This window comes from Rhizobium sp. PvP014 (assembly GCF_017876855.1).
GTDB classification, from domain to species: Bacteria; Pseudomonadota; Alphaproteobacteria; order Rhizobiales; family Rhizobiaceae; genus Neorhizobium; species Neorhizobium soli.
This window is the reverse complement of the sequence record NZ_JAGIOT010000002.1, coordinates 2,490,022-2,516,074: the sequence shown is the minus strand read 5'-3', so window position 1 is coordinate 2,516,074 and position 26,053 is coordinate 2,490,022. Positions and strand designations below refer to the sequence as shown.

Here is a 26,053-nt window from a genome sequence, read left to right as displayed (position 1 = left end):
AGATCGAGCCGTGAGCAACCTTCAGATCGATCGGCCGCTCAGCAGTTTCGGGTTGTCCTTCACCGTCGTTCCGGCAGCCTGACCGATGAAGAAATCCTTGATCTTCGGAAGCCGCTCCACGACGCCCAAGCCGAAATCGCGGGCGATGCGGATTGGCGTGACGTCGTTGGAAAACAGCCGGTTCAGCACATCCGTCGTCACGCCCATCCGGAACGTATCGAAACGCCGCCACGACTGGTAGCGCTCGAGCACATTGAGCGAGCCGATGTCGAGGCCGAGGCGATCCGCCTCGACGACGGTCTCGGCAAGCGCTGCCACATCCTTGAAGCCGAGGTTGAGGCCCTGGCCGGAGATCGGATGAATGCCGTGGGCGGCATCGCCGGCAAGCGCGAAGCGCGGTGCGACAAAGGCACGCGACAGGGTGAGGCTGAGCGGATAGGCCTTGCGACCGCCGACCAGCCGGATCTCGCCCAGCTTGTGGCCGAAGCGCCGCTGCAGCTCTTCCTCGAAGATCAAGTCGTCCGATGCCATCAGGCGCTCGGCGGCATCGGTGCGCTCCGTCCAGACCAGCGACGAGCGATTGTTGGTGAGCGGCAGGATGGCGAACGGGCCGGACGGCAGGAAATGCTCTTCCGCCACGCCTTCGTGGTCGCGTTCATGGGCAACCGTCGCGACGATGCCGGACTGGTCGTATGTCCAGTTGACAGTGCGGATGCCGGCCATGTCGCGCAGCTTCGAGCGCACGCCGTCGCAGGCAACGAGGAGGCGGGTTTCCTCGGTCGAGCCATCGGAAAACTTCACGGTCGTATGCGTTGCGGTCGTCTCGAAGCCGGTGGCGGAAAGGCCGTGACGGATCGATACGCCGAGCCGTTCGGCGGCGCCGCGCAGGGCGCGCACCATCGCAACGTTCGGCACCATATGGGCGAAGGGCTTGCCTGCCTGGATCGTGCCGTCGAAGGTGAGAAAGACCGGGCGGACCGGATCGGATGTCCGGCTGTCGGTGACGATCATCCGGTTGATGGGTTGGGCATGCGGCAAGATCTCGTCCCAGGTGCCGAGAATGTCGAGCATCTGGCTCGCGGCCGCGATGATCGCGGAGGCGCGCTCGTCCTTTTCCCAGACACCGGCCGGTGCGGCCTCGACGACCTGGACCTCCAGATGCGGCGCCGCCTGCTTGACCGCGACCGCCGCCGCAAGGCCCACATAACCACCACCCACAACCAGCATGTCCAGCATTGCAAAACTCCCGAGCACGTCAAACACTTCGTGGCGTTTCCATTTGAGCTCGAAACGCTTAGCCTTAGATATAGATCATCAAGTGCCCGCTTCCTACCGCCGGAGTCCGTCTTAATGTCGAGTTCTTCTACCCCAATCGATCCCATCAGCGCACTGCTGACCGTACTCGACCTCGAAAAGCTGGAGGAGAACCTGTTTCGCGGCAGGACCGGCCCCGACACGGGATGGCAGAGAGTGTTCGGCGGACAGGTGATCGGCCAGGCGCTGGTTGCGGCACAGCGGACGGTCGCCAGCGATCGCTTCGTGCACTCGCTGCATGCCTATTTCCTGCGGCCTGGAGATCCGCTGGTGCCGATCATATACCAAGTGGAGCGAATCAGGGACGGGTCGAGCTTCACCACGCGACGGATTGTCGCCATCCAGCATGGGCATGCCATCTTTTCGATGTCCGCTTCGTTCCAGATCGACGAAGGCGGTTACGACCATCAGATGTCGATGCCGCCCGTCGCCATGCCGGAAGAGCTGATGCCGGAAAGCGAATTCAAGAAGATGTTCCTGAAGCACGGCTCCGAAGCCGTGCGCCGCTACTGGTCTCGCGAGCGTCCGATCGAGATGCGGCCGACATCGCTTGCGCATTATCTGTCCAAGGAGAAGCTGGAGCCGCGCCAGGATATCTGGGTGAGGACCACCGGCCCGGTGCCGGACGACCGGACGATCCAGGCGGCGTTGCTTGCCTATCTCTCCGACATGACGCTTCTCGATGCCTCTCTCTATCCGCACGGCACCTCGATCTTCGATCCAACCATCCAGGCCGCGAGTATCGACCATGCGATGTGGTTCCACCGTCCGATCCGTTTCGACGACTGGCTGCTCTATTCGCAGGACAGTCCCAGCGCATCCGGCGCGCGCGGCATGACCCGCGGCGCAATCTACAGTCGATCCGGCGAGCTCGTCGCATCCGTCGCGCAAGAAGGTTTGATTCGTAAAAGAGCAAATGAATAATATTTGGGCATTTTGAGAAAACTGCACAAGTTTTCGCCGCAATTTGGCCGGCGCGTTGCCCGTTATTTGGCGACGTTCTGAAAGGGTCATTCTTATCAATAGCTTAATCTGGCTTCTCAAACTGGCATGACCCTTGAATGTGTCATGTCAGTCGCTGCTCTTGATCAGGCAGTGATCCAGGAGAATCGGCCCCGAGCCGAGCAACAAAGGATGGGAAGCCAGATGAAAATTGTAATGGCCATTATCAAGCCATTCAAGCTGGATGAGGTGCGCGAAGCCCTCACCGCTGTCGGTATCCAGGGCCTTACCGTGACCGAAGTAAAGGGCTACGGACGCCAGAAGGGACACACGGAAATCTACCGTGGGACGGAATATGCGGTCAGCTTCCTGCCGAAGCTGAAAATCGAGATCGCGGTTCCGACCGACCTCGTCGAAAAAGCCGTTGAAGCAATCGCCTCTTCCGCCAAGACCGGCCAGATCGGCGACGGCAAGATCTTTGTCTATTCGATCGAGCAGGCCGTGCGCATTCGCACCGGCGAAACCAATACTGAAGCGCTGTAAGAACGGCTGACAGGGGAGTCTTCAAGCTATGCAATTTACTAAATTTTCCACTCTCGGGCGCCTCGGTGCCGCGGCTGCGGCCTTCGCCGCGCCCGCCGTCGCCTTTGCGCAGGACGCTGCCGCCCCGGCAGTCGCCGCCGCGGCTGCCGCCCCGGTTGCCGACAAGGGCGACACCGCGTTCATGTTCATCTGCACGCTTCTCGTGCTGTTCATGCTGATGCCGGGCATCGCCCTGTTTTACGGCGGCCTCGTCCGCACCAAGAACATGCTGTCGGTCCTGATGCAGTGCACCGTTGCCGGTGCCGCCATCATGATCATCTGGGTGACCTACGGCTATTCCTTTGCCTTCGGCGGCAGCACCTCCGCCTTCTGGGGTGGTACGGCGAAAATGTTCCTGTCGGGTGTCAACATGGACTCGACGGCTGCAACCTTCTCCGACGGCGTGGTCATTCCGGAATTCATCTTCGTGATGTTCCAGATGACCTTTGCGGCTCTGACGCCTGCACTGATCATTGGCGCCTTCGCCGAGCGCATCAAGTTCTCGGCTTCGATCCTGTTCTGCATCCTGTGGGTTACCTTCGTCTACTTCCCGATCGCCCACATGGTCTGGGACGCAAACGGCCTGATCTTCGGCTGGGGCGCGCTTGACTTTGCCGGCGGCACCGTCGTTCACATCAATGCAGGTCTTGCAGGTCTGATCGGTGCGATCATGGTCGGCAAGCGCACCGGCTACGGCAAGGACATGATGGCTCCGCATTCGATGACGCTGACGCTGGTCGGCGCTGCAATGCTCTGGGTCGGCTGGTTCGGCTTCAACGCAGGCTCCAACCTCGAAGCTTCGGGCGGCGCAATGCTCGCAACGGTCAACACCTTTGTTGCAACCGCTGCAGCCGTCCTCTCCTGGTGCGTCGTCGAAACCTTCACCCGCGGCAAGGCTTCGCTGCTCGGTGCTGTCTCGGGCATGATCGCCGGTCTCGTCGCCATCACGCCGGCTGCCGGCATTGCCGGTCCGATGGGCGCCATCGTCATGGGCCTGATCGTCTCGCCGCTGTGCTACTTCTTCGTTGCCGTCATCAAGAACAAGTTCGGCTATGACGACACGGCAGACGTGTTCGGCGTCCACGGCATCGGCGGCCTGTTCGGCGCTCTTGCCACGGGCATCTTCGCATCCGCCTCGCTCGGCGGTATCGGCTATGCCGAAGGCGTCACGATGGGCGGTCAGTTCATGACCCAGGTCTATGCCGTTCTCGTCACCATCGCGTGGTGCGGTATCGGCTCGCTGGTCATCTACAAGATCGTCGATCTCGTCGTCGGCCTGCGCGTCACCGTGGAAGCAGAACGCGAAGGTCTCGATCTCGCCTCGCACGGCGAAGCTGCCTACCACTCGTAAGGGGCTGCAACTGCCTCTCGAAGGCAGCGTCAATCTCTGATGACCATCACTCAAGCCCGGGCCTCTGGTCCGGGCTTTTGCGTTTTGCCAAGCGAATTCCAGCCGATCAATCTTGGTTAAAGTCGCGTTAACCATCGCGGGGGTATTCTGCCTGGAATTGCGTGACCGGCCGAAACCTGCCGGTTCATGAAACAGGCGGTTTTTCAGGACGGCGGGCAGACAAGATGGGCAGAAGCAGTTCGGCGGCTATGGCAAATCGATCCACCCGCCTGGTACTCACAGCCTTTGTCTGGCGACAGGCGCTTGCGCTGACAGGCTTTGGCATTTTCACGCTGCTGGCGCTGGCGGTGGCAGCCCTTGCCACGTGGAATGTCGCAGATCCGAGTTTCTCCTACGCCACCGACAACCCGCCTGCCAATATCCTCGGCTTTTCGGGCGCAGCCTTCGCCGACCTGATGATGCAGTTCCTCGGACTTGCGAGCATCTTTGCGCTGCTTCCAATCCTTGCCCTGGCGCTCGCTCTGATTTCCGGGCGTCGTTACGATCGCATTCCGGCGCGGCTTGCAGCATGGGGCGGCGGTACGCTTCTGGCATCGGCAACGCTCGGCTGCTTTCCGGCGCCGGCGACCTGGCCGATCCCGAACGGCATCGGCGGCGTCATTGGCGACATGATCCTGCGCTTCCCGGCTCTCTTCGTCGGCGCCTATCCGACAGGCATGGTCGCAACCGTGCTCGGCTGCATCTTTACCATTCCCTGCATCTGGCTGATGCTGTTTGCGTCCGGCTTTGTCGGCGAAGCCGTCGAGACGGAAAGCGATGACGACGATGCGCCCGTGGCCGCCGTCTCCGCGCGCAACCGTCAGGATGAGGACGATGACGGCGACGACAATGGCCTCTTCGGGGGCTTCCTGGCGTTCGGCGCATTGGCCCATTACTGGTATATCGCTCAGGCGCGCCTGCGGCGGCTGACTGGCGCAAAGCCCCGCGCCCGTGTCGGTTTCGACCAGCCCTACGATTTCAACGACGACGAATTCGGCACCCTGAACGAGCCGGTTCGTGCCAAGCAGGCGTCTGCCGGTGGCAGAAGCCGGATGGAGCCGTCGCTCGATGGCGCACCGGAGCGGGTCCTGTCGCCACGCCGGATCGTATCTGCGCCGCCGATGTCCTCCAATGACGCGGATGACGACGATGATTCGTCGCTCGATACGGCAGACAATCCACGTCGCCCGGCCGGGATCCTTGCCGACCACGATGAGGATTTCGCGGCCGCGCGCGGGTCGAAATCTGCTGGCAACGGCTCTCCGCGCGTCGTCCCGGCGGCACCGCCTCCCAAGCCCAGCGCTCGCGTCGGTCGCGATGCGCAGGGCTCGTTCATCTCTGCCGACGGGTTCCAACTGCCCTCCGTGCACCTGCTTGCCGAACCAAAGGCGATTGCCCGCGATGCTTCGCTGTCTGCTGACGCGCTGGAGCAGAACGCCCGCATGCTGGAAGGCGTGCTGGAAGATTTCGGTGTCAAGGGCGAGATCATCCACGTCCGCCCGGGCCCTGTCGTGACACTCTACGAACTGGAACCTGCGCCGGGCATCAAGTCGTCCCGCGTGATCGGACTTGCCGACGATATCGCCCGCTCGATGAGCGCCATCGCCGCCCGTGTCGCGGTCGTTCCCGGCCGCAACGCGATCGGGATCGAGCTGCCGAACCGCATTCGCGAAACGGTCTACCTGCGCGAAATGATCGGCTCGAAGGATTTCGAAACCAGCAAGGCAAAGCTTGCCATGGCACTCGGCAAGACGATCGGGGGCGAGCCTGTTGTCGCCGATCTCGCCAAGATGCCGCATCTTCTCGTGGCCGGTACCACCGGTTCTGGAAAATCCGTCGCGATCAACACGATGATCCTCTCGCTTCTCTATCGTTACACGCCGGAGAAGTGCCGCCTGATCATGATCGACCCCAAGATGCTCGAGCTTTCCGTCTATGACGGGATCCCACATCTTCTGTCTCCCGTCGTCACCGATCCGAAGAAGGCCGTTGTCGCGCTCAAATGGACCGTCCGCGAGATGGAAGAGCGCTACAAGAAGATGTCGAAGATCGGCGTGCGCAATATCGACGGGTTCAATTCGCGCGTCGAGCAGGCGATGGAACGCGGCGAGGTTCTGACCCGTACCGTCCAGACCGGTTTCGATCGCCAGACCGGCGAGGCGGTTTACGAGACGGAAGAGTTCGACCTGCAGCCGATCCCCTATATCGTCGTCATCATCGACGAAATGGCCGACCTGATGATGGTGGCCGGCAAGGATATCGAAGGCGCTGTCCAGCGTCTGGCGCAGATGGCGCGTGCGGCCGGCATCCATGTGATCATGGCGACGCAGCGCCCCTCGGTCGACGTCATTACCGGCACGATCAAGGCCAACTTCCCGACCCGTATTTCCTTCCAGGTGACGTCGAAGATCGACAGCCGTACCATTCTCGGCGAACAGGGTGCCGAACAGCTGCTGGGTCAGGGCGATATGCTCTATATGGCGGGCGGCGGTCGGATTCAGCGTGTCCACGGGCCTTTCGTCTCCGATACCGAGGTCGAAGAGATCGTCGCCTACTTGAAAACTCAAGGGTCGCCCCAATATCTCGAAGCTATCACGGCTGATGACGACGAGGATGGCGAGGGCGCAGGACCTGCTGGCACTTCCAACCTCTCCGACTCGGACGATCCTTACGACCAGGCGGTGGCGGTTGTGCTCAAAGACGGCAAGGCCTCCACATCCTACATCCAGCGCCGTCTCGGCATCGGCTACAACCGTGCGGCATCGCTGATCGAGCGGATGGAGCAGGAGGGCCTGATCGGCCCGGCCAACCATGCCGGAAAGCGCGAGATCCTCGTGCCGACCGAAGCGGATGTGCTGGATCGGTAAGGCCGGTAAAGCGGTCTTCAGGGGTTCGTGATCCGGCGCAAGCGGCCATCAAGACGCCGTGTTTCCACAACAGAAACACGGAAGGAGACCAGAATGACAGAACAAAAGACCACTCTTTCCAAAAGCATGACCGGACTTCTCGGCCGTCGCCAGTTCTCGCTCGGCCTTGCCGGCGGTGTTGCCGGGCTGCTGGTTGCGGGAGCGGCCAAGCCCGTTCTGGCGCAGGCCGCAGCCGGTGCCTCGGCTCAGCGGATCGCCGACCATTTCTCGTCGGTGAAGACGATGATGGGCGAGTTCGTTCAGTTCGGGCCACGCGGCGAACAGACCGGCGGCAAGTTCTTTATCGAACGCCCCGGAAAGCTGCGCTTCAACTTCGAGGATCCGTCGCCGCTGCGCGTGATTGCCGATGGCCGCAACGTGGTCGTGGGCAACGTCAAGCTCAAGACCTGGGATATCTACCCGCTGTCGAAGACGCCGCTCAGCCTGCTCTTGTCCGAGCGCATCGATTTGACATCCGCGACCGTGCGCAGCGTGCGTGAAGAGACCGACCTGACGACGATCGTGCTCGGCAACAAGTCGATCTTCGGCGATTCGACCATCACCATGATGTTCGACACCAAGACCTTCGACCTTCGCCAGTGGACGATCACCGACGCCCAGAACAAGGATACGTCCGTGATGGTCTATAACGTCCGCAACGGCGTGGCGATGGACGAGAGAGTGTTCACCATCCCCTACGATCAGGTGAAATAAGACCCATCCGCCGAGACGGATCGCTTTTGGAGGGCTGCGGAAACGCGGCCCTTTTTGCTTTTACTGCTATCCGAAATTGCCTAGAGGTGATGCCCATCAGCGAGGGCAGGCATGACATTCTCCATCACCACCTGGAACATCAACTCGGTCCGGCTTCGCATGCCGATCGTGCAGGAGTTCATTACCCGCAACCAGCCGGACATTCTCTGCCTGCAGGAGATCAAGTGCCAGGAGCCTGAATTCCCCTACCAGCCGCTGAGAGACCTCGGTTACGAGCACATCATCGTGCACGGCCAGAAGGGCTATCACGGCGTCGCCATCGCCTCGAAAATTCCGCTGTCGGAAGATCACCGCCAGAATTACTGCAATGTCGGCGATGCCCGGCACATCTCGGCGCTTTTCGAGACGGGTTCCCAGCGCATCCGCGTGCATAATTTCTACGTGCCGGCGGGAGGCGACGAGCCGGACCGGACGATCAATCCGAAATTCGGTCACAAGCTGGATTTCGTCGAAGAGATGAAGGTTTTGCAGGTCGATGCGACGCCCGGCATTTCGTCGATCCTCGTCGGCGATCTGAATATCGCGCCGCTGGAGCACGATGTCTGGTCGCACAAGCAGCTTCTGAAGATCGTCAGTCACACGCCGGTCGAGACTGAGGGCATGAAGGAGATCATCTCCAAGGGCGGCTGGCTCGATCTGATGCGCCAGTACACGCCGGAGCCGGAAAAGATCTACACTTGGTGGAGCTACCGCGCCAAGGACTGGGAAGCCGCCAACAAGGGTCGCCGTCTCGATCATATCTGGTCATCGCCGGACCTTGGGCCGTTTCTAGACCGGATCGAGGTGCTGAAGGAAGCCCGAGGCTGGACCCAGCCATCGGACCACGTTCCGGTGACGGCAGTGTTCAAGTTCTAAGGAGCAGTCGTCTCAGCGGAACCGGTGCTGCATGGCGAGTGCTGCCTTGGCGAGGTTGACGATGTTGTCGCGGATGCGGTTTTCGATGAGACGACCGACGTGGGGATATTCCTCCAGCAGGCGCTCGAACAGGGATCGGCCGATCCTGAGCGTTTCGGAATCCTCGGCGGCAATTGCCGTGAACTTGCGCTCGACCATGGTCACCAGCGCGAGCTCGGATAGAAGCGTGCCGGCCCCGACCGTCTTGTCGAGACGAACGCTGCCGTCGCGGGTGGTCGAGTAGAGGTCGAAACTGCCTTTGCAGACGATGAAGGCGGATTCGGCGGGGGAACGCTCGCGAAACAGCTCCTGGCCGCCGGATGTCGAGCGTCGTTCCGCCCCGAACGCAATCAGCCGCAGTTGGTCGCCATCCAGTTCCCTGAAAAGCGGCACTTGCGACAGAAGCCGGATATCGTCGGACAGTGCCATTTTACGGGTTTGCGGTCTTCGGGGTTAAGGAACGATCTTGTATCCACCGTTTTCCGTCACCAGAATCTCAGCATTCGAGGGGTCGCGCTCGATCTTCTGTCTCAGACGATAGACATGGGTTTCCAGTGTATGCGTTGTAACGCCGGAATTATAGCCCCATACTTCTTCCAGAAGAATATCGCGTGTGACGACCTTCAGCCCTGCGCGATAGAGATAGCGGATGATCGCCGCTTCCTTTTCCGTCAGACGGATCTTCTTGCCGTCATCCGTGGTCAGAAGCTTCTGGCTTGGCTTGAACAGATAGGGGCCGACGGTGAACGTGGCGTCCTCGCTCTGTTCGTACTGGCGAAGCTGGGCGCGGATACGCGCCAGCAGAACCGCAAAGCGGAACGGCTTCGTCACATAATCGTTAGCGCCGGCTTCGAGGCCGAGGATCGTGTCGGAATCGGTGTCGTGGCCGGTCAGCATGATGATCGGGGCCTTGAAGCCGTTCTTGCGCAGAACCTTGACCGCCTCGCGGCCGTCCATATCCGGCAGACCGACATCCATGATCAAAAGATCGACCTGGGTCGCCTTGGCGGTATTGACCGCCTTGGTTGCATTGGCTTCCTGCAAAATCGAGAATTCGTCGTAGAAGCCGAGCTGCTCCACAAGGGTCTCGCGCAGATCATCGTCGTCATCGACCAGCAGTATCGTTCTCGCCATGCAGTTCTTGCCTTCCGTAGCGCCTATTGCGTTTGTAAGACGTATCTAGGGATCTTCGATGTAAAACCCAACCCGCTATGAATTCAAACGAAATCATATTCAAAGCAAAACCTTGTGAGTGAAATGCATCGTTTTCGCGAGAAAGATCACAAAACCGGACCCGTCGTCGTGGTTCGTACCGCGCCGCGTGACCGCCGGCGTGCCATCGTGACATGCGGCGGGATCACCGTTCAGGCAGCACTGGGGCGATCCGGAACGACCGCCTTCAAGCGCGAAGGCGACGGAGGAACGCCGATTGCCGCGATGCGGATCATCAGCGGCTTCATCCGCGGCGACCGTCTTTCGGTGCCGGCCACGCGGCTTCCGCTTCGCCGCATCGGCCGCGACATGCTCTGGTGCGACGAGCCGAAGCACCCGGCCTACAACCGTCTGGTGAAGGCCCCGTTCAAGCCCAGTCATGAGGAGATGAAGCGGGCCGACGAGCTCTACGATATCTGCCTCGTGCTCGACTGGAACATCACCTCGCGCAAGCGCCACGGCGGCTCGGCCATCTTCTTCCACCTGATCCGCCCAGGCTACCAGCCGACAGCCGGCTGTGTCGCGGTTCACCCGCGCGACATGAAGCGGCTGCTGCCGTTTCTGCGCAAGGGGACGCTTGTAAGGGTGATGGGGTGAGGGTCGTCTGAGTTACTGGCCGATGGCAATCGCACCGGCCGCCACGATGAGCCCTGCCACGATGCGCTTTGGTGTGAGTGTCTCGCCGAGGAACAGCCTACCGATGATCATCGCGAAGACCACGCTCGTTTCGCGGATGGCGGTGATAGGGCCGGCAGTCCCATGGAGTAGGCGATGATGACGACGCCATAGGCGATCAGCACGAAGATGCCGGCCAGCAGGGCCTTGCGGGTTTCCCGCTCGCGGATGTCCAGGCGCAAGCGGCCCCGCATCAGCGTATACGCGACAATCAGAAGCACGCCATAGGTGAACAGCACCCAGGCGGCATAGGCACCCGGATCGGCCAGATAGCGTACGCCGATGGAATCAACCGTCGCGTAGGTGGCGATGATTAGGCCGGTCAGCAGCGCCCACAAAATGGACGTGGTCGGCGCGCGCTGGCTGCCAGTCGAGAGGCTCATGATGCCAGCCGCTACCAGGATGACGCCGAGAATCTGGGAAGAGGTGAGCGTTTGTCCCATCATCAGGAAGCCGCCGAGTGACACAAGAAGCGGCACGGAGCCGCGCACGATCGGGTAGACCTGTCCGAGGTCGCCCAGCCGGTAGGCGAAGACGAGGAAGATGCTGTAGGCCACCTGCAGCATCGATGAGGCGAGGATAAACCCGAGGCCTGCGGCCGTCGGCCATGGAAACCACAGCATGACCGGGAGAGCGGCGAGAATGCCCGTGATGCCCACCACGGTGATCGACCATAGCCTGTCGGCGCCCGAGCGCAGGAATGCATTCCAGCTGGCATGCATGACGGCGGCTGTAAGCGCCAGCGCGATGACGGTCGGGCTCATTGCTTGGCGATCCTTCCGGCCCGCGGCAAAAGACGGAGCGGGCAGACAGGCATTGCCGTACCGATCTCCTTAAAAATCTACCGTATTGGCGCGTCCCGAAAGGTCAAACGTGTTTTCCTGAACCGGCTGTGAGCGCTGCTCATCGCAGCAAAAAGCCGCCGGATGCTTTCACATCCAGCGGCTTCGCTTGTCTGGCATGAAGAGCCTTCAGCCTATTTCCAGTCGCGGATATCCACGAAGCGACCGGCGACGGCGGCAGCTGCTGCCATGGCCGGTGAGACCAGGTGGGTGCGGCCCTTGGAGCCCTGACGGCCCTCGAAATTGCGGTTCGAGGTCGAAGCGCAACGTTCATAGGGGTTGAGGCGGTCGTCGTTCATGGCAAGGCACATGGAGCAGCCCGGCTCGCGCCAATCGAAACCGGCATTCTTGAAGATCCGGTCGAGACCTTCGGCTTCCGCCTGTTCCTTGACGAGGCCGGAGCCCGGAACGACCATGGCCGAGACAGTGGGCGCCACGGTCTTGCCTTCGACCATCTTTGCCGCAGCGCGCAGATCCTCGATGCGGCCGTTGGTGCAGGAGCCGATGAAGACGCGATCGATGGTGATGTCGGTCATCTTCGTGCCCGGCGTCAGGCCCATATATTCGAGCGCGCGCCATTTGGAGGTGCGCTTGTTCTCGTCCTTGATCTGGTCCGGATCCGGCACCGTGCCTTCGATCGTGGTGACGTCCTCGGGCGAGGAGCCCCAGGAAACGATCGGGGGCAGGGCGGCGGCATCCAGTACGACGACCTTGTCGTAGTGAGCGCCTTCGTCAGTATGCAGCGTCTTCCAGTAATCGACGGCCATATCCCAGGCGGTGCCCTTCGGCGCCCGTGGCTTGCCCTTGATATATTCGAATGTCGTCTCATCAGGCGCGATCAGGCCGGCACGGGCGCCGCCTTCGATCGTCATGTTGCAGACGGTCATGCGGCCTTCCATGGAGAGCGACCGGATCGCCTCGCCGGCAAACTCGATGACGTGTCCGGTGCCGCCGGCCGTGCCGATTTCGCCGATGATCGACAGGATGACGTCCTTTGCCGTGACGCCGGCGGGCAGTCTGCCGTCGACGCGCACCAGCATGTTCTTGGCCTTGGTCTGCAGCAGCGTCTGGGTGGCCAGAACGTGCTCCACTTCCGACGTGCCGATGCCGTGCGCCAGCGAACCGAAGGCGCCGTGCGTCGAGGTATGGCTGTCACCGCAGACGATCGTCATGCCTGGCAGGGTAAAACCCTGTTCCGGCCCGACGATATGGACGATACCCTGGCGGACATCGCTTTCGGAAAAGTATTCGACGCCGAAATCCCTGGCGTTTTCCGCCAGCGCCTCGACCTGGATGCGGCTCTCCTCGTTCTTGATCCCGAGGTGACGGTCAGGCGAGGTCGGCACGTTGTGGTCGACGACGGCGAGCGTGCGCTGTGGCGAGCGCACCTTGCGTCCGGCAAGGCGCAGGCCCTCGAAGGCCTGCGGGCTCGTCACCTCATGCACCAGGTGACGGTCGATATAGAGAAGACAGGTATCGTTTTCATCGCGGGAGACGACGTGGTCGTCCCAGATCTTGTCATACAAAGTACGAGGTGCGCTCATGGCTGCGGTCCAATAAGATTGAGAATGGGTGGGGAAATAGAGGCGGCATCTTAGGCCGCGCCGGACATGTCTGCCCGGTCAGCTAAGTCGGCTGCATAGAGCGCCGGATACGCGCGCAAAAAAGCGTGACGGCAGACGCTTGTGGTCCTGCAGCACGATCATGCGGTTCGCGAGACATCCGAATTTCGATCCCATGGCAAAGGGTGTAGCAGTTTTTTGAATTCTCGGCAATTGCCTCCAGAAAACGTACATGCGAGAACGCTACTAAAGGAACCCCCTCATGGGGGGCCGGTCTGCAGCGCCTCCCGGGCCTGAAAGAGGAGACGAGAATGGCTTTGCCAGCGCAGCTTCCCGACAACGAGGCTGAACGCCTGCTCTCTGTGCGGGCCCTGATTTCCGCCGACGGACCCTCCACGCCGGAGCTCGAGGCGCTGGTGAAGCTTGCCAAGGATGTGTTCACGACGCCTTATGCGGCCGTCAACATCGTCGACGCCGATTGGCATCGGGTGGCCTGCCAAGTTGGCATTCGAACGAGCGAATGCCCGCGCGACATCTCGATCTGCTCCCGTGTCGTGTTCGACAACGAGGTCGTGGTGGTTCCCGATCTTGCCCGCCATCCGGAACTGCGCGATCTTCCTTATGTGCTGGGCGAGCCGGGTTTCAGGTCCTATGCTGGTGCGCCGGTCGCGCTGGAGCCAGGTCTTCCCGTTGGTGCCTTCTGCCTTCTCGATACGGAGCCGCGCGAATTCAGCGACCGGGAGATCGCCAATCTCATGCATTTCGCCGAGGTGGCGAGCGGTCTTTTGCGGCTTCAGAAGGCAAATCATGTGATGGGCTTTGCCGAGGAAAAGCTGCGGCTGGCCGCGATCACCGATCCGATGACCGGTTTCTACAATCGCGCGGCGCTGGTCTCTATCGTCGACGGCATGCTGGCCGATGCGTTTTCGGCGCACCAGACTGTCGGCGTTCTCTACATGGATATGGACGGGTTCAAGACGATCAACGACACGCTCGGCCATCCCGCGGGCGATGACGTGCTGAAGCAGGCGGCGCAACGCATTACCGAATGCCTCGGTGTCCAGGAAATTGCCGTCAGGATGGGTGGCGACGAGTTCGCCGTCTTTGTTCCGAACCTTGCCAATGCCGATGCGCTGGCCGGTCTTTCGGAACGCCTCGTGAAACGGTTCCGCAGCCCGTTTGCCGTGGGCAGGCATATCGTCAATGCACGTCTGAGCGTGGGTGCTGCCCTCGCACCGCATGCAGGGTCGGATCGCCTCAGCCTGTTGCAGGCCGTGGATGAAGCGCTGTACGAGGCGAAGGCATCCGGCCGCGACAGGTTCGTCCTCAGGTCCTCCTGACGGCTCGCAAAGGAAACGTCCTGCGCCGCACTATCGGCGGCTTGCCTTTCTGATCCCCTGTTCCCGCATCTTCTTTTCGACCTGCCGCAAGGCAATCGACAGGCCGATCGTCAGGATCAGGTAGATATAGGCGACGATCGAATAGGTTTCGAAAAACCGGAACGAGCCGGACGCATAGATCTTGCCGGCCTGGCTGATATCGGCCACGCCGAGAACCGAAACGAGAGAACTGTCCTTCACCATGGCAACGAAGTCGTTCGAGAGGGGTGGGAAGATCACCCGTATCGCTTGCGGAAACACGACAAGGCGAAAGCGCTGACCCCGCGTCAGCCCGAGCGCCATGGCCGCTTCGACCTGGCCGCGATCGATGGACTGGAAACCGGCGCGAAAGATCTCGGCGATAAAGGCGGAATAGCCGATCGTCAGCGCAATGATCGCTCGCCACATCAGCGACAGATCGCGGACCTGCATCGGCTCCAGCCAGCCGCCGTCGACCAATGGCGTGATCAGGACATTGTAAAAACCGACGATCGCCGGTGCGCCGGCAAAGGCAATGTAGAATAAAAGCACCAGGATCGGGATGCCGCGCACGACTTCCACATAGAAGCGCGCCGCTTGCCGGAGGGCCAGGCGATCGGAAAGGCCCGCAAGGGCGATGGCCAGCCCCAGAGCGGTGGCAAGCACGAAGGCCGTGACCGTCACGAACACCGTCACCCAGATGCCGCGCGAGACGGTGGCGAAAACCTGGGCATAGAGATCGTTGACGACGATCACGGCTGCGAGCGCGAGGCCTATGACGACGACGGCTGCGAGCCACCACGGACGATCACCATCGCCGCCCGATGTCGGCAGGGTCTGAAAGGTCATCAGGTTTCGACCCTGTCCGCAGGGACTGCCATCTTGGTGGTCACTGGCCCATCTTGTAGTCGAGGAACCATTTCTTGTTCAGGGCATCCAGCGTGCCGTCGGCTTTCAGCGCGGCGATCGCGGCGTTGACGGGCGCTGCGAGATCCGATCCCTTCTTGAAGATGAAGCCGAAATCTTCGGCTCCGAGCGGGCCGCCGATCACCTTCAACCCGCCGTTCGACGCGTCGACATAGCCTTTGGCCGCGACGCTGTCGGTCAGCACGAGATCGACGTCGCCGCCTTTCAACGCCTGCACGGTTGCGCCAAAGGTCTCGAACAGCTTGATGCGCGGGTTCTGCTCGTTGCCGTCGAGGATGCTGTAGACTGACGTGTAGAAGGGCGATGTGCCCGGCTGGGCGCCGATCAGTGCGCCGTCTACGGCCGCAAAGGCCTTTTCATCGGCAAAGCGGGTTTCGTCGCCACGCACCAGCATGAACTGTTCGGAGCGCAGGTAGGGATCGGAGAAGTCGACCTGTGCCTTGCGTTCATCCTTGATGGTGATGCCGGTCATGCCGATGTCGTACTGGCCATCGGACACGGCCTGGATCATCGCGTCCCAGCTGACGTTCTGGTACTCGACCTTGAAATTCAACCGCTTGGCGATCTCGTTCATCGCATCATACTCCCAGCCGATCGCCTTGCCCGTCTTCGGATCGACGAACTGCAGGGGCGGGTAGGCGTTTTCGGTGACGACGACGACCGATCGGGCCTTCAGGTCCGGCAGGTTTTGCGCAAAAGCAGTGACCGGTGCCAGGCTTGCAACTGCGAGGGCGGCAATGACAAAACGTCTTTTCAGCATGGGGCGATCCTCAAGAGAAATATCTCAGCCAAATCTCACCAATTTCTGCGGGAAGACAAGCACAACCATTCCCTCAGACGAAGATCGCTGGGTTTGCCTTTGCAGACGCAACTGCAGTGGGGTCGATATCAATGCCCGAGGGCAATCGCAGGCAATAAAAAAGGCGGCCAACCGGCCGCCTTTTCTCATCCCATGAAGGGAAATCTTATTCAGCAGATGCTGCTTCTGCAGCCTTTGCTTCTTCCGCAGCCTTCGCTTCAGCGGCTTCTGCTGCTGCCTTGTCGGCGGCGAGAGCCTGTGCTGCTGCGATCTTTTCAGCTTCGATGCGTGCCTTTTCTTCGACAACTGCAGCGCGCTCGGCTTCGTTCAGCTTGCGTGCACGCGTGCCGGTGTTCTCGACGATACGAGCCGACTTGCCGCGACGATCGCGCAGGTAGTACAGCTTGGCGCGACGGACGCGACCGCGGCGAACGATTTCGACGCCTTCGACGAGCGGCGAGTAGACCGGGAATACGCGCTCGACGCCTTCGCCGTAGGAGATCTTGCGAACGGTGAAGCTTTCGTTGATGCCGCCGCCGGAACGGGCGATGCAAACGCCTTCATAGGCCTGTACGCGGGTACGGGTGCCTTCCGTCACGCGGACGTTGACGCGGACGGTGTCGCCCGGGGAAAATTCTGGAAGCGAGCGCTTGGCTTCGATCTTGGCGACCTGTTCGGCCTCAAGCTGCTGGATGATGTTCATGTGTCAAACCTCAGGTTTTTCTGAAACAGCCAGAGCGCTCTTAGGATCCGTTGGTCAAAGCCTCTGGATCTGCCTTGCGGCAGAGCGTTTCGCCATTCTTTGTTGCTGGCAGACGGGACAGTTTTCCCATTTCCGTTCGCGCCATTACACGAAAGGCATGCGCTTGTCATCGGGCATGCCGCAATTTTGTGGCGATCGGTGGCGTTTTCGCCGCTTGCTGCCTCTCTATAGCAGGTCTAAAGGCTGACCGAAAAGAATTCGGGAGGATTCATGTCGATCACCATGGCGGTGCTGCTGGCCGCTGCCGGCTTTTTCTCGGGTGCCGCCAACGCGATTGCCGGCGGCGGAACGTTTCTCGTTTTCGGCGCCTTGACGCTTGCCGGCGTGCCGCCGATCGCGGCCAACGCAACATCGTCGATCGTGCAGTTTCCGGGCTATGTCACCTCGACGCTTGCCTATCGCCGCGAGATTGCCAGGCACTGGCGAAGTGCTTTGGCGCTCGCAATCGTCTCCGTCATCGGCTCGATTTTGGGAGCGTTGATCCTGCTGGCGCTCGACAATGACGCGTTTCGCCAGGTCGTGCCGTGGCTCCTGGGCGCTGCGACCGCCGTGTTTGCGGCAGGCCCGTGGCTGAAGCCGAAAGCCTCGTCCGAGCGCCCTGCCAACTCGCCGCTTTCGGTCATCGGTCAGTTCCTGACATCGATCTATGGTGGGTTCTTCGGGGCCGGAATGGGGATCATGATGTTGGCGGTGCTGGGGCTGACGACCGGCGGCAGCTATCACCATCTCAATGCGCTGAAGAACATGCTGGCGGCGCTGATTGCCGGCGTCGCGATCGTCGTCTTCGTCGGCGGCGGCGTGATTGCCTGGCCGGAAACGATCATCATGATGCCGGCCGGCGCGCTCGGCGGCTATTGCGGCGTGTGGCTCGCACGACGCGTTCCGCAGGCAGTGCTGCGCTGGTGCGTGGTGGCGGTCGGCGCAGGCCTGACCGTCTACTATTTCGTCACCGGCTAGCTTTCGTTCAGCAGGTCCGGGCGGCGTTCCCGAGTAAGCCGCAGCGACTGTTCGAGCCGCCATTTCTCGATCGCGGCATGGTTGCCGGAGGTCAGAATAGCGGGGATTTCCCGGTCTTCGAAGACCTGTGGACGCGTATAGTGCGGGTGTTCGAGCAGGCCGTGCTCGAAGCTTTCGTGGGTGCCGGACAGCGCATTGCCCATCACGCCCGGCAGAATGCGAACGACGCTGTCGAGCAGCGTCAAAGCGGCCGGCTCGCCGCCCGAAAGGATATAGTCGCCGATCGACACTTCCTCGAGCTGGCGTGCATCGATCACCCGCTGGTCGACGCCTTCGAAACGTCCGCAGACGATCACCACGCCCTCGCCCTCGCCAAGCTCGCGAACGCGCTTTTGGCTGAGCGGCTTTCCGCGCGGGCTCATCAGCAGGCGGGGACGGTTGTCATCTGCGAGGGAATCGATCGCCTTGCCGAGAATATCCGCCCGCAGCACCATGCCGGCGCCGCCGCCGGCCGGCGTGTCGTCCACGGTGCGGTGCTTGTCCTCGGCGAAATCACGGATCTGCATCGCCTCAAGCGACCACTGCCCGCGTTCCATCGCTTTTCCGGAGAGGGAAAAGCCGAGATGGCCGGGAAACATTTCCGGATAGAGGGTGAGCACCGTGGCGCGAAACGGCATCGCGGTCACTTGTCCTTACGCGGAAAATTCGAGTTCGCGCCGTCTTCGTCCGGGTTTTCGATGAGGCCTGCGGCTTCGGGATCAATCAGGATCTTGCCGCCTTCGAGATCGATCTCCAGAACGGCTGCCTCGGTAAACGGAATGAGCGACGGACGACGGCCGAGGCCTTTCAGCTCCAGAAGGTCGCCCGCGCCGAAATCGAACACGGCGCTGACCGTGCCAAAGCTCTTGCCGTCCTTGTCGACCGCTTCCAGGCCCTCTAGGTCGGCGTAGTAGAATTCGTCGTCGTCCAGTTCCTCGTCCGGCAGGTTGTCACGGTCGACGAACAGCTCGATGCCGTTCAGCGCTTCTGCATCCTCGCGGCTGTTGATGCCGCGGAAGCGGACGATGACGACGGTTTTCGCCTCGCGGATATCGAGGATCTCGAAGACCCGGCCGTCCGCGGTGTAAAGATTGCCGTAGTCGCCGAGCGCCATCGGATCCTCGGTAAAGGATTTCACCCGCACCTCGCCCCGCAGGCCCTGGGCAGCGCCGATCGTTGCCATCAGAACTGGGTTTTCGAGCTTGGTCATGCGGGAAGGCTCCGGTTTCTTCGCGCCCATTTAAGCGCAACACAGTGAAATGAAAACAGTCTCGGCTGAATGAAAACAGCAAAACGGGCGGTGCGTTGCCGCACCACCCGTTGATTGAGAAGAGGCAGATCTTATTCCGCGGCAGCAGCTGCCTTGGCGTCTTCGATCTTCTTTGCGCGCTCGGCAGTGCGTTCCTGAGCCTTCTTGCCCGGCTTTGCCTTTTCCGGGTTGCTCTTGGCATCGCGCTGGCCAACGCCGGCTTCTGCCAGGAAGCGCAGAACGCGGTCGGTCGGCTGTGCGCCGTTGTCGAGCCAATGCTGAACGCGCTCTACGTTGACTTCAACGCGCTTTGCGTCGTCCTTGGCAAGCATCGGGTTCCACGAACCGACCTTTTCCAGGAAGCGGCCGTCACGCGGCGAACGGGCGTCAGCGACGACGATCGTGTAGTAAGGACGCTTCTTCGAGCCACCACGGGCAAGACGGATCTTCAAGGGCATTGTATTCACTCCTAGGTTTGTCTGGGCCGCCGTCCCGGCGGGCCGTGTCGTTATTGGTTTAAGCTGTTTCCTTACCGCCGTGTTCGGCGGCGATGGCTTCATGATGCCGGATGACTTCGGTGATGACGAAGTTCAGGAACTTCTCGGCGAAATCCGGATCCAGATGGGCATCCTTCGCCAGGCGGCGAAGGCGTTCGATCTGGTATTCCTCGCGCGCCGGGTCTGCCGGCGGCAAATCGTATTGGGCTTTGAGGACGCCCACTTCCTTGGTGCAGCGAAAGCGTTCCGCCAGCATATGCACCAGTGCCGCATCGATATTGTCGATCGATTGGCGGTAGCTCGAAAGCTTTGCCTTGATTTCAGGGTCAACCATCGTGTCCTCCCCTTACTTCTTCTTGCCAGGCAGGCCGGGAAGACCCGGGAAGCCGCCGAGGCCGGGGAGCTTTCCGCCGCCAAGACCCGGCATTCCACCGCCGAGACCCGGCATGGAGCCAGGCTTCATGCCGGCAGCTTCGGCCTGCTTCTGCAGGGCTTCCAGCTGCTTCGGATCGAGCTTGGAAAGATCGGGCATGCCGCCCATTCCACCCATTCCGCCACCCATGCCACCAAGACGCATCTTGCCGGCAAGGCCGCCCATCATCTGCTTCATCATGCCGCCCTTGCCCTTGCCGCCCATCATTTTCATCATGTCGGCCATCTGGCGGTGCATTTTCAGCAGCTTGTTGATTTCGGATGCGTCCGTGCCGGAGCCGGCTGCGATGCGTTTCTTGCGGGAGTGCTTCAGCATATCCGGGTTGGCGCGTTCGGCCTTCGTCATCGAGCCGATGATGGCGATCTGGCGGTCGAACATCTTGTCGCTCATGCCGGATGCGGCAAGCTTGTCCTTCATGCCGGCCATGCCGGGCATCATTCCCATGATGCCGCCCATGCCGCCGAGCGATTTCATCTGGCGCAGCTGGTCGGCAAGGTCGTTCAGGTCGAACTTGCCCGACTGCATCTTCTTGGCCATCGCCGCGGCTTTTTCCGCGTCGATGTTTTCGGCTGCCTTTTCGACCAGGCTGACGATGTCGCCCATGCCGAGAATACGGTCGGCGATGCGGCGGGGATGGAACTCTTCGAGTTCGTTCATCCGTTCGCCGACACCGATCAGCTTGATCGGCTTTCCGGTGACAGCGCGCATCGAAAGCGCTGCACCGCCGCGTCCATCGCCATCCATGCGGGTCAGAACGAGGCCGGTAATGCCGACGCGTTCGTCGAAATTGCGCGCCAGGTTGACGGCGTCCTGGCCGGTCAGGCTGTCGGCCACCAGCAGGATTTCATGCGGGTTGGACTTCCGCTTGATTTCCGCCATTTCGGCCATCAGCGGTTCGTCGATATGCGTGCGGCCGGCGGTGTCGAGGATGACGACGTCGTGGCCGCCGAGCTTTGCAGCCTGCACGGCGCGCGCGGCGATATCGGTCGGCGACTGGCCGGCGATAACAGGCAGCGTATCGACGCCGGTCTGGACGCCAAGCTGGCGCAACTGTTCCTGAGCTGCCGGACGTCGCGTATCGAGCGACGCCATCAGCACCTTTTTCTTTTCGCGGTCGGTCAACCGCTTGGCGATCTTGCCTGTGGTCGTGGTCTTACCCGAACCCTGCAGACCGACCATCATGATGACAACAGGGGCCGCGGCATGCAGGCTGATGCCGACGCCTTCGGTCCCGAGCATTTCGACCAGTTCGTCATGGACGATCTTGACGACCATCTGGCCGGGCTTGATCGATTTCAGAACCTCGGCGCCGACGGCCTTTTCGCGAACCTTGTCGGTAAAGGCGCGCACCACTTCCAGCGCCACGTCGGCTTCCAGAAGCGCACGGCGAACCTCGCGCAGGGCGGCGGATACATCCGCTTCGCTCAATGCGCCACGGCCGGTCAGTCCATTCAGAATGGAGCCAAGACGGTCCTGGAGGTTTTCGAACATCGTGTATTCCTTCTTCGTTTCCGGGTGCCCAAAAACGTCGGTTCTTTCGCCGGCAAATACAAGGCACCAAGGAGTACGCAAAGCCAAATAGCACCCGAGGGCGCCACGCGCTGTCGGGTGTTGACCTCCGGGTTTCCGAATAGTTCGGCTCCCGGTCGGCGGCTCCAAGTTCTCGGACTTGTCAGCAGATTGCCGGGCTTAAACAGGAAATGGGGGTGGAAGTCAAGGCGCGCCGGGGTTTTGCCGCGGGCGAGGGCGTCCGCTGACGAGATGCCGGAGATCTGATGTTGCCGCAAGCTTCCGCCCGTGCGCGAATTGCCGTATTCTATAGGGGATATATGCGAACCTAGATAGAGGTGGCCTTGATGGCGCAGCTCTTGCAAACCCTGGTGATCGAACAGACCTCATGAAACGTCGCAATTTTCTCAAATGGTCCGGGATCGGCGCAGTGGTAGCCCTTGCCGGCGGGTTGACCGCAAGAGGTGCCATGGCAGCCAACAGCTATTATTCCGGGCCGGTATCCGATCACTTCGACGGAACGCATTTCTTCAATCCCGGCGGAGAGGAGCCGCGCGGAACTCTCGATCTCCTGCGCTGGAAGTTCGGCAACGGCAATATTCCCTGGCCGGACACGTTTGCCAGCCCGTTTCCGCAGGCCGTGCCGGAGACGCGCGTGACCGGCAATCGTCTTGTCGTCACCATGGTCGGCCATGCGTCGCTGCTGATCCAGGTTGCCGGCGTCAATATTCTGACCGATCCGGTCTGGTCGGAGCGTGCCAGTCCGGTCTCCTTCGCCGGGCCCAAGCGGGTCAATCCGCCGGGTATCCGCATCGGTGATCTGCCGCCGATTGATATCGTGCTCGTTACCCACAATCACTACGACCACATGGATCTCGAGACGCTGTGGGTGCTTGAGGGCCGCGACAAGCCGCATTTCATCACGCCGCTCGGCAATGATGCGATCATCCGCTCGAAGGTTCCGGATGCGAAGATCACGGTCATGGACTGGGGCGGCAGCGAGACTGTCGCGCCCGGCGTCGTGTTTCACTGCGAGCCCTGCCATCACTGGTCGGCGCGGGGTCTCGGCGACCGGCGCAAGGCGTTGTGGGCGGCCTTCGTGTTTGAAACGCCGGCCGGCAAGGTCTATCATGTGGGCGATACCGGATTTCACGAGGGCGTCAACTATCGCGCCGCGGGCAGTAAGCATGGTCCTTTCCGCCTCGCGAACCTGCCGTTCGGCGCCTATGAGCCGCGCTGGTTCATGAAGGCGCAGCATCAGGATCCGCAGGAAGCCGTCGAAGGGATGCAGCTTTGCGGAGCCTCCTTTGTTGCCGGGCATCACTGGGGCACGGTCAAGCTGACGGACGAGGGCATCGACCAGCCGGTCGAGGCGCTGTTTGCGGCGCTCGACAGTCGTGGTATTGCGCGTGAACGATTCCGGCCGATGCGGGCAGGTGAGGTTTTCGACGTTCCGGCGTGACGGAGCTTGACGAGCCACTCCACAGTTTGCTTGATGCGGAAACATGAGTGAATGGGGCAAGATATGCAGATCGAACTGGACCGCCTGACGGACGCTACTCGCATCCAGCGCCTCAAGGCGCAGACAGCGGGCACGCATGATACGCTCGACAAGCGGATCATGCGGGCGGAGCCATTCGCCAATCGCGAGCGCTATGCCTTGTTTCTCGACGTGCAGCATCGGTTCCACGCCGATGTCGCGCCGCTCTACGCGGCCGCCGAACTCAACCGGCTGCTGCCCGGCCTTACCGAGCGTTGCCGGTTGGAAGCGCTTCGCCACGACATCGCGGATCTCGGCGGCGTGCCGGAACAGCTGGGATCAACGACCGGCCCCCTGAACCCTGCGACCGCGCTCGGCTGGCTCTATGTCGCCGAAGGCTCCAATCTCGGCGCAGCCTTCCTGCGCAAGGAAGCGGCCAAGCTCGGGTTGTCGGACGATTTCGGTGCGCGGCATCTGGCCGGCCACACGGACGGCCGCGGCTTGCACTGGCGCAACTTCGTTTCGGCCTATAACGAGCTTCTGCTGACCGAGGCGGAGGAACTCGAGGCAGCAGAAGGCGCCAGGGCGGCGTTCCGCCGGGTGCATGCGCTGGTCGACCAGATCTTCGGATGACACGATCGGAGAATGGCGCTCGCCGCACAAGTTGCGCGCGCTACTGGCAATTCGTGGCGATTTCCGCCATATACGGCCGATGACCGGTAATTTACCGCACGGGTTGGCAATCATGGCAGAACAGGTCGAATTTGCGCGCATGAACGGGCTTGGCAACAAGATCCTGGTCATCGACATGCGCGGTCGCGCCGACAAGGTCACGCCGGAAGCAGCCGTTGCGCTCAACGCGGATGCTGCGACCCAGTTCGACCAGATCATGGCGATCCACGATCCGAAGATAGCGGGTACCGACGCGTTTATCGACATCCTGAACTGCGACGGCAGCAAGGCCCAGGCCTGCGGCAACGGCACGCGCTGCGTCGTGCAGGCCTTGAGCTCCGAGACTGGCCGCAAGGTTTTCACCTTCCAGACGGTTGCCGGCATTCTCAATGCGCGTGAGCACGAGGATGGCACGATCTCGGTCGATATGGGCAAGCCGGCCTTTGCCTGGGACAAGATCCCGTTGTCTGAAGAATTCTACGATACCAGCCGGATCGAGCTGCAGATCGGCCCGATCGATGCGCCGATCCTGCATTCGCCGTCCGCAATGGCGATCGGCAATCCGCATGCGATCTTCTGGGTTGATCGCGATCCCATGAACTTCGATCTGGAACGGTTCGGACCGCTTCTCGAAAACCATCCGATCTTTCCGGAAAAGGCGAATATCACGCTGGCGCAGGTGACATCGGAAACATCGCTGCGCACCCGCACATGGGAACGCGGCGCGGGGCTGACGCTTGCCTGCGGCTCCGCCGCCTGTGCCGCCGGCGTGTCCGCTGCGCGCACCGGCCGCACGGGTCGCACCGTGACCATCGACGTTGCCTCAGCGCCCACCCGGCAGCCGCTCGTCATCGAGTGGCGTGAAGACGATCACGTGGTGATGACCGGCCCTGCGGAATGGGAATGGTCCGGCAAGGTCGATCCGGTCACCGGTGAATTTTCGCGTGACGAGGAAGTCGGGCAGGGCGCTTACCAAGGGGCGAAGGTCCATTGAGTGGCGTCGAGGTCATCACCTTTGGCTGTCGGCTGAACACCTACGAATCGGAAGTGATGCGGGCGGAGGCCGAAAAGGCCGGGCTCAACAATGCCGTGCTGGTGAATACCTGTGCTGTGACCTCGGAAGCGGTGCGCCAAGCCCGCCAGACGATCCGCCGCGTGCGTCGTGACAATCCCCATGCCCGGATCGTCGTCACGGGATGCGCCGCCCAGACCGAGAAGCAGACATTTGCCGAGATGCCCGAAGTGGACATGGTGCTCGGCAACGAGGAGAAGCTGAACAGCCAATCCTATCGCGCGCTTCCGGATTTCGGCGTGTCTTCTGAAGAAAAGCTGCGCGTGAACGATATCATGAGCATCAAGGCGACGGCGCCGCAGATGATCCGCCATATCGATGGTCATGTGCGCGCCTTCATCCAGGTCCAGAACGGTTGCGACCATCGCTGCACCTTCTGCATCATCCCTTACGGTCGCGGCAATTCCCGTTCGGTTCCGATGGGTGCCGTCGTCGAACAGGCGCGCCGGCTTGTCGAAGGCGGGTATCGCGAGATCGTGCTCACCGGCGTCGATGCCACCAGCTACGGCGGTGACCTTCCCGGCCAGCCGACGCTCGGGCTTCTTGCCAAGACGCTTCTAAGGCAGGTGCCTGAAATCCTGCGGCTGCGGCTGTCTTCGATCGACAGTATCGAGGCGGACAATCATCTCTGGGATCTGATCTCCGACGAGCCGCGTTTCATGCCGCATCTGCACCTCTCGCTGCAGCATGGCGACGACATGATCCTGAAGCGGATGAAACGCCGCCACAGTCGCCGCGAAGCATTGGACTTTGTCGAACAGGCCCGCCGGCTGCGGCCCGAAATCGCATTCGGCGCCGACATGATCGCCGGGTTTCCGACCGAGACGGAAGAGATGTTTGAAAATTTGGCGACGCTTGCGCAGGACGCCGGCATTTCCTTTCTGCATGTTTTCCCCTATAGCCCGCGTCCCGGAACGCCGGCCGCGCGGATGCCGCAGCTCGACCGGGCACTGGTCAAGGAGCGCGCCGCAAGGCTTCGCGCGACGGGTGAGGCGTTGCATAAAGCCCATCTCGACCGCATGGTGGGGACCGAACAGATCGTCATCGTTGAAAACAACGGCCTGGCGCATACCGAAAACTTTTCGCTGGTTGCTGTGCCGGGGCTGGTTCCCCGGGACATCCAGCGCATTATGATAACTGGCCATAACGGCAAACATCTCGACATGCGGGTCATGGCCGCTCCCGCCACAGAGCGGGCGGCCTGA

At 61.5% G+C, this 26,053-nt stretch carries 26 protein-coding genes; 13 read left to right on the top strand and 13 right to left on the bottom strand.

The genetic code is table 11. The features are described 5' to 3' along the window. Window positions 1-21: 21 nt before the first annotated feature. Window positions 22-1,236 carry a ubiquinone biosynthesis hydroxylase gene (locus J3A65_RS16790; protein ID WP_209902380.1) on the bottom strand — a complete coding sequence of 405 codons (1,215 nt, stop codon included), beginning with the start codon at window positions 1,234-1,236 and terminating at the stop codon, window positions 22-24. A gap of 114 nt (window positions 1,237-1,350) precedes the next feature. Here J3A65_RS16790 and tesB point away from each other — a divergent pair, with 114 nt between their 5' ends. From tesB to J3A65_RS16760, 6 genes are all read left to right on the top strand, one after another. After that, window positions 1,351-2,238 carry an acyl-CoA thioesterase II gene (gene tesB / locus J3A65_RS16785; protein WP_092659241.1) on the top strand — a complete coding sequence of 296 codons (888 nt, stop codon included), beginning with the start codon at window positions 1,351-1,353 and terminating at the stop codon, window positions 2,236-2,238. Between the two features lie 210 nt (window positions 2,239-2,448). Continuing rightward, window positions 2,449-2,799, top strand: coding sequence for a P-II family nitrogen regulator (locus tag J3A65_RS16780; RefSeq protein WP_062462263.1), 351 nt, complete (start codon window positions 2,449-2,451; stop codon window positions 2,797-2,799). A gap of 28 nt (window positions 2,800-2,827) precedes the next feature. Next, entirely contained in the window at window positions 2,828-4,189 is a 1,362-nt protein-coding gene (locus J3A65_RS16775) for an ammonium transporter (RefSeq protein WP_062462266.1), read from the top strand. 224 nt (window positions 4,190-4,413) lie between these two features. Continuing rightward, on the top strand, window positions 4,414-7,095 hold the full coding sequence (locus tag J3A65_RS16770; protein WP_209902378.1) for a DNA translocase FtsK: 2,682 nt from the start codon (window positions 4,414-4,416) through the stop codon (window positions 7,093-7,095). Window positions 7,096-7,188: 93 nt separating this feature from the next. After that, on the top strand, window positions 7,189-7,848 hold the full coding sequence (locus J3A65_RS16765; protein ID WP_062581593.1) for an outer membrane lipoprotein carrier protein LolA: 660 nt from the start codon (window positions 7,189-7,191) through the stop codon (window positions 7,846-7,848). Between the two features lie 111 nt (window positions 7,849-7,959). Further along, window positions 7,960-8,763, top strand: coding sequence for an exodeoxyribonuclease III (locus J3A65_RS16760; protein WP_209902376.1), 804 nt, complete (start codon window positions 7,960-7,962; stop codon window positions 8,761-8,763). A 12-nt stretch (window positions 8,764-8,775) separates the two neighbouring features. On the opposite strand, the gene J3A65_RS16755 is transcribed toward J3A65_RS16760, so the two are convergent. After that, window positions 8,776-9,231, bottom strand: a complete 456-nt coding sequence (locus tag J3A65_RS16755) for a cyclic nucleotide-binding domain-containing protein (protein ID WP_209902373.1) — start codon at window positions 9,229-9,231, stop codon at window positions 8,776-8,778. Between the two features lie 24 nt (window positions 9,232-9,255). Then, the gene (locus tag J3A65_RS16750; protein WP_062462280.1) at window positions 9,256-9,936 is read right to left on the bottom strand and encodes a response regulator transcription factor; all 681 of its coding nucleotides are present in this window, start codon (window positions 9,934-9,936) and stop codon (window positions 9,256-9,258) included. A 123-nt stretch (window positions 9,937-10,059) separates the two neighbouring features. On the opposite strand from J3A65_RS16750, the gene J3A65_RS16745 reads away from it, so the two are divergent. Then, window positions 10,060-10,611 (top strand): L,D-transpeptidase family protein, encoded by a 552-nt coding sequence (locus J3A65_RS16745; protein WP_209903578.1) that lies wholly within the window; start codon window positions 10,060-10,062, stop codon window positions 10,609-10,611. A gap of 107 nt (window positions 10,612-10,718) precedes the next feature. Here the strand turns inward: J3A65_RS16745 and J3A65_RS16740 are convergent, their stop codons facing one another. Together J3A65_RS16740 and leuC are read right to left on the bottom strand one after the other, a co-directional pair. Further along, window positions 10,719-11,453 (bottom strand): EamA family transporter, encoded by a 735-nt coding sequence (locus J3A65_RS16740; protein ID WP_348635223.1) that lies wholly within the window; start codon window positions 11,451-11,453, stop codon window positions 10,719-10,721. Window positions 11,454-11,665: 212 nt separating this feature from the next. Further along, window positions 11,666-13,075: a 3-isopropylmalate dehydratase large subunit gene (gene leuC / locus J3A65_RS16735; protein ID WP_209902371.1), complete on the bottom strand. Its 1,410-nt coding sequence runs from the start codon at window positions 13,073-13,075 to the stop codon at window positions 11,666-11,668. A gap of 329 nt (window positions 13,076-13,404) precedes the next feature. On the opposite strand from leuC, the gene J3A65_RS16730 reads away from it, so the two are divergent. Beyond that, complete coding sequence (locus J3A65_RS16730) at window positions 13,405-14,433, top strand: sensor domain-containing diguanylate cyclase (RefSeq protein ID WP_209902368.1); 1,029 nt, start codon at window positions 13,405-13,407, stop codon at window positions 14,431-14,433. A 30-nt stretch (window positions 14,434-14,463) separates the two neighbouring features. Here the strand turns inward: J3A65_RS16730 and J3A65_RS16725 are convergent, their stop codons facing one another. The 3 genes from J3A65_RS16725 to rplS form a co-directional block, all read right to left on the bottom strand. Further along, window positions 14,464-15,300, bottom strand: a complete 837-nt coding sequence (locus J3A65_RS16725; RefSeq protein WP_113165675.1) for an amino acid ABC transporter permease — start codon at window positions 15,298-15,300, stop codon at window positions 14,464-14,466. 40 nt (window positions 15,301-15,340) lie between these two features. Then, window positions 15,341-16,138: a transporter substrate-binding domain-containing protein gene (locus J3A65_RS16720; protein ID WP_192077865.1), complete on the bottom strand. Its 798-nt coding sequence runs from the start codon at window positions 16,136-16,138 to the stop codon at window positions 15,341-15,343. Window positions 16,139-16,343: 205 nt separating this feature from the next. Continuing rightward, window positions 16,344-16,880 carry a 50S ribosomal protein L19 gene (gene rplS / locus J3A65_RS16715; protein ID WP_062462300.1) on the bottom strand — a complete coding sequence of 179 codons (537 nt, stop codon included), beginning with the start codon at window positions 16,878-16,880 and terminating at the stop codon, window positions 16,344-16,346. A gap of 270 nt (window positions 16,881-17,150) precedes the next feature. Here rplS and J3A65_RS16710 point away from each other — a divergent pair, with 270 nt between their 5' ends. Further along, complete coding sequence (locus J3A65_RS16710) at window positions 17,151-17,897, top strand: sulfite exporter TauE/SafE family protein (protein ID WP_209902366.1); 747 nt, start codon at window positions 17,151-17,153, stop codon at window positions 17,895-17,897. On the opposite strand, the gene trmD is transcribed toward J3A65_RS16710, so the two are convergent. The 5 genes from trmD to ffh form a co-directional block, all read right to left on the bottom strand. Then, the gene (gene trmD, locus J3A65_RS16705; RefSeq protein WP_113111881.1) at window positions 17,894-18,574 is read right to left on the bottom strand and encodes a tRNA (guanosine(37)-N1)-methyltransferase TrmD; all 681 of its coding nucleotides are present in this window, start codon (window positions 18,572-18,574) and stop codon (window positions 17,894-17,896) included. The genes J3A65_RS16710 and trmD overlap by 4 nt on opposite strands. 5 nt (window positions 18,575-18,579) lie before the next feature. Next, entirely contained in the window at window positions 18,580-19,146 is a 567-nt protein-coding gene (gene rimM / locus J3A65_RS16700) for a ribosome maturation factor RimM (protein ID WP_209902365.1), read from the bottom strand. Window positions 19,147-19,277: 131 nt separating this feature from the next. Next, a complete protein-coding gene (gene rpsP / locus J3A65_RS16695) occupies window positions 19,278-19,643 on the bottom strand; it encodes a 30S ribosomal protein S16 (protein ID WP_062462306.1) in 366 nt (121 codons plus the stop codon). Window positions 19,644-19,701: 58 nt separating this feature from the next. Beyond that, on the bottom strand, window positions 19,702-20,016 hold the full coding sequence (locus J3A65_RS16690; RefSeq protein WP_209902363.1) for a chorismate mutase: 315 nt from the start codon (window positions 20,014-20,016) through the stop codon (window positions 19,702-19,704). A 12-nt stretch (window positions 20,017-20,028) separates the two neighbouring features. Further along, window positions 20,029-21,606: a signal recognition particle protein gene (gene ffh, locus J3A65_RS16685; RefSeq protein ID WP_209902361.1), complete on the bottom strand. Its 1,578-nt coding sequence runs from the start codon at window positions 21,604-21,606 to the stop codon at window positions 20,029-20,031. A 406-nt stretch (window positions 21,607-22,012) separates the two neighbouring features. Between ffh and J3A65_RS16680 the strand changes: the two genes are divergently transcribed. The 4 genes from J3A65_RS16680 (at window position 22,013) to mtaB (ending at window position 26,053) form a co-directional block, all read left to right on the top strand. Next, on the top strand, window positions 22,013-23,086 hold the full coding sequence (locus tag J3A65_RS16680; protein WP_062462318.1) for an MBL fold metallo-hydrolase: 1,074 nt from the start codon (window positions 22,013-22,015) through the stop codon (window positions 23,084-23,086). 63 nt (window positions 23,087-23,149) lie between these two features. Continuing rightward, window positions 23,150-23,737, top strand: coding sequence for a biliverdin-producing heme oxygenase (locus tag J3A65_RS16675; RefSeq protein ID WP_209902359.1), 588 nt, complete (start codon window positions 23,150-23,152; stop codon window positions 23,735-23,737). A gap of 112 nt (window positions 23,738-23,849) precedes the next feature. Continuing rightward, a complete protein-coding gene (gene dapF, locus J3A65_RS16670) occupies window positions 23,850-24,770 on the top strand; it encodes a diaminopimelate epimerase (protein WP_209902357.1) in 921 nt (306 codons plus the stop codon). After that, complete coding sequence (gene mtaB / locus J3A65_RS16665; protein WP_209902355.1) at window positions 24,767-26,053, top strand: tRNA (N(6)-L-threonylcarbamoyladenosine(37)-C(2))-methylthiotransferase MtaB; 1,287 nt, start codon at window positions 24,767-24,769, stop codon at window positions 26,051-26,053. The genes dapF and mtaB overlap by 4 nt, the downstream gene beginning before the upstream one ends.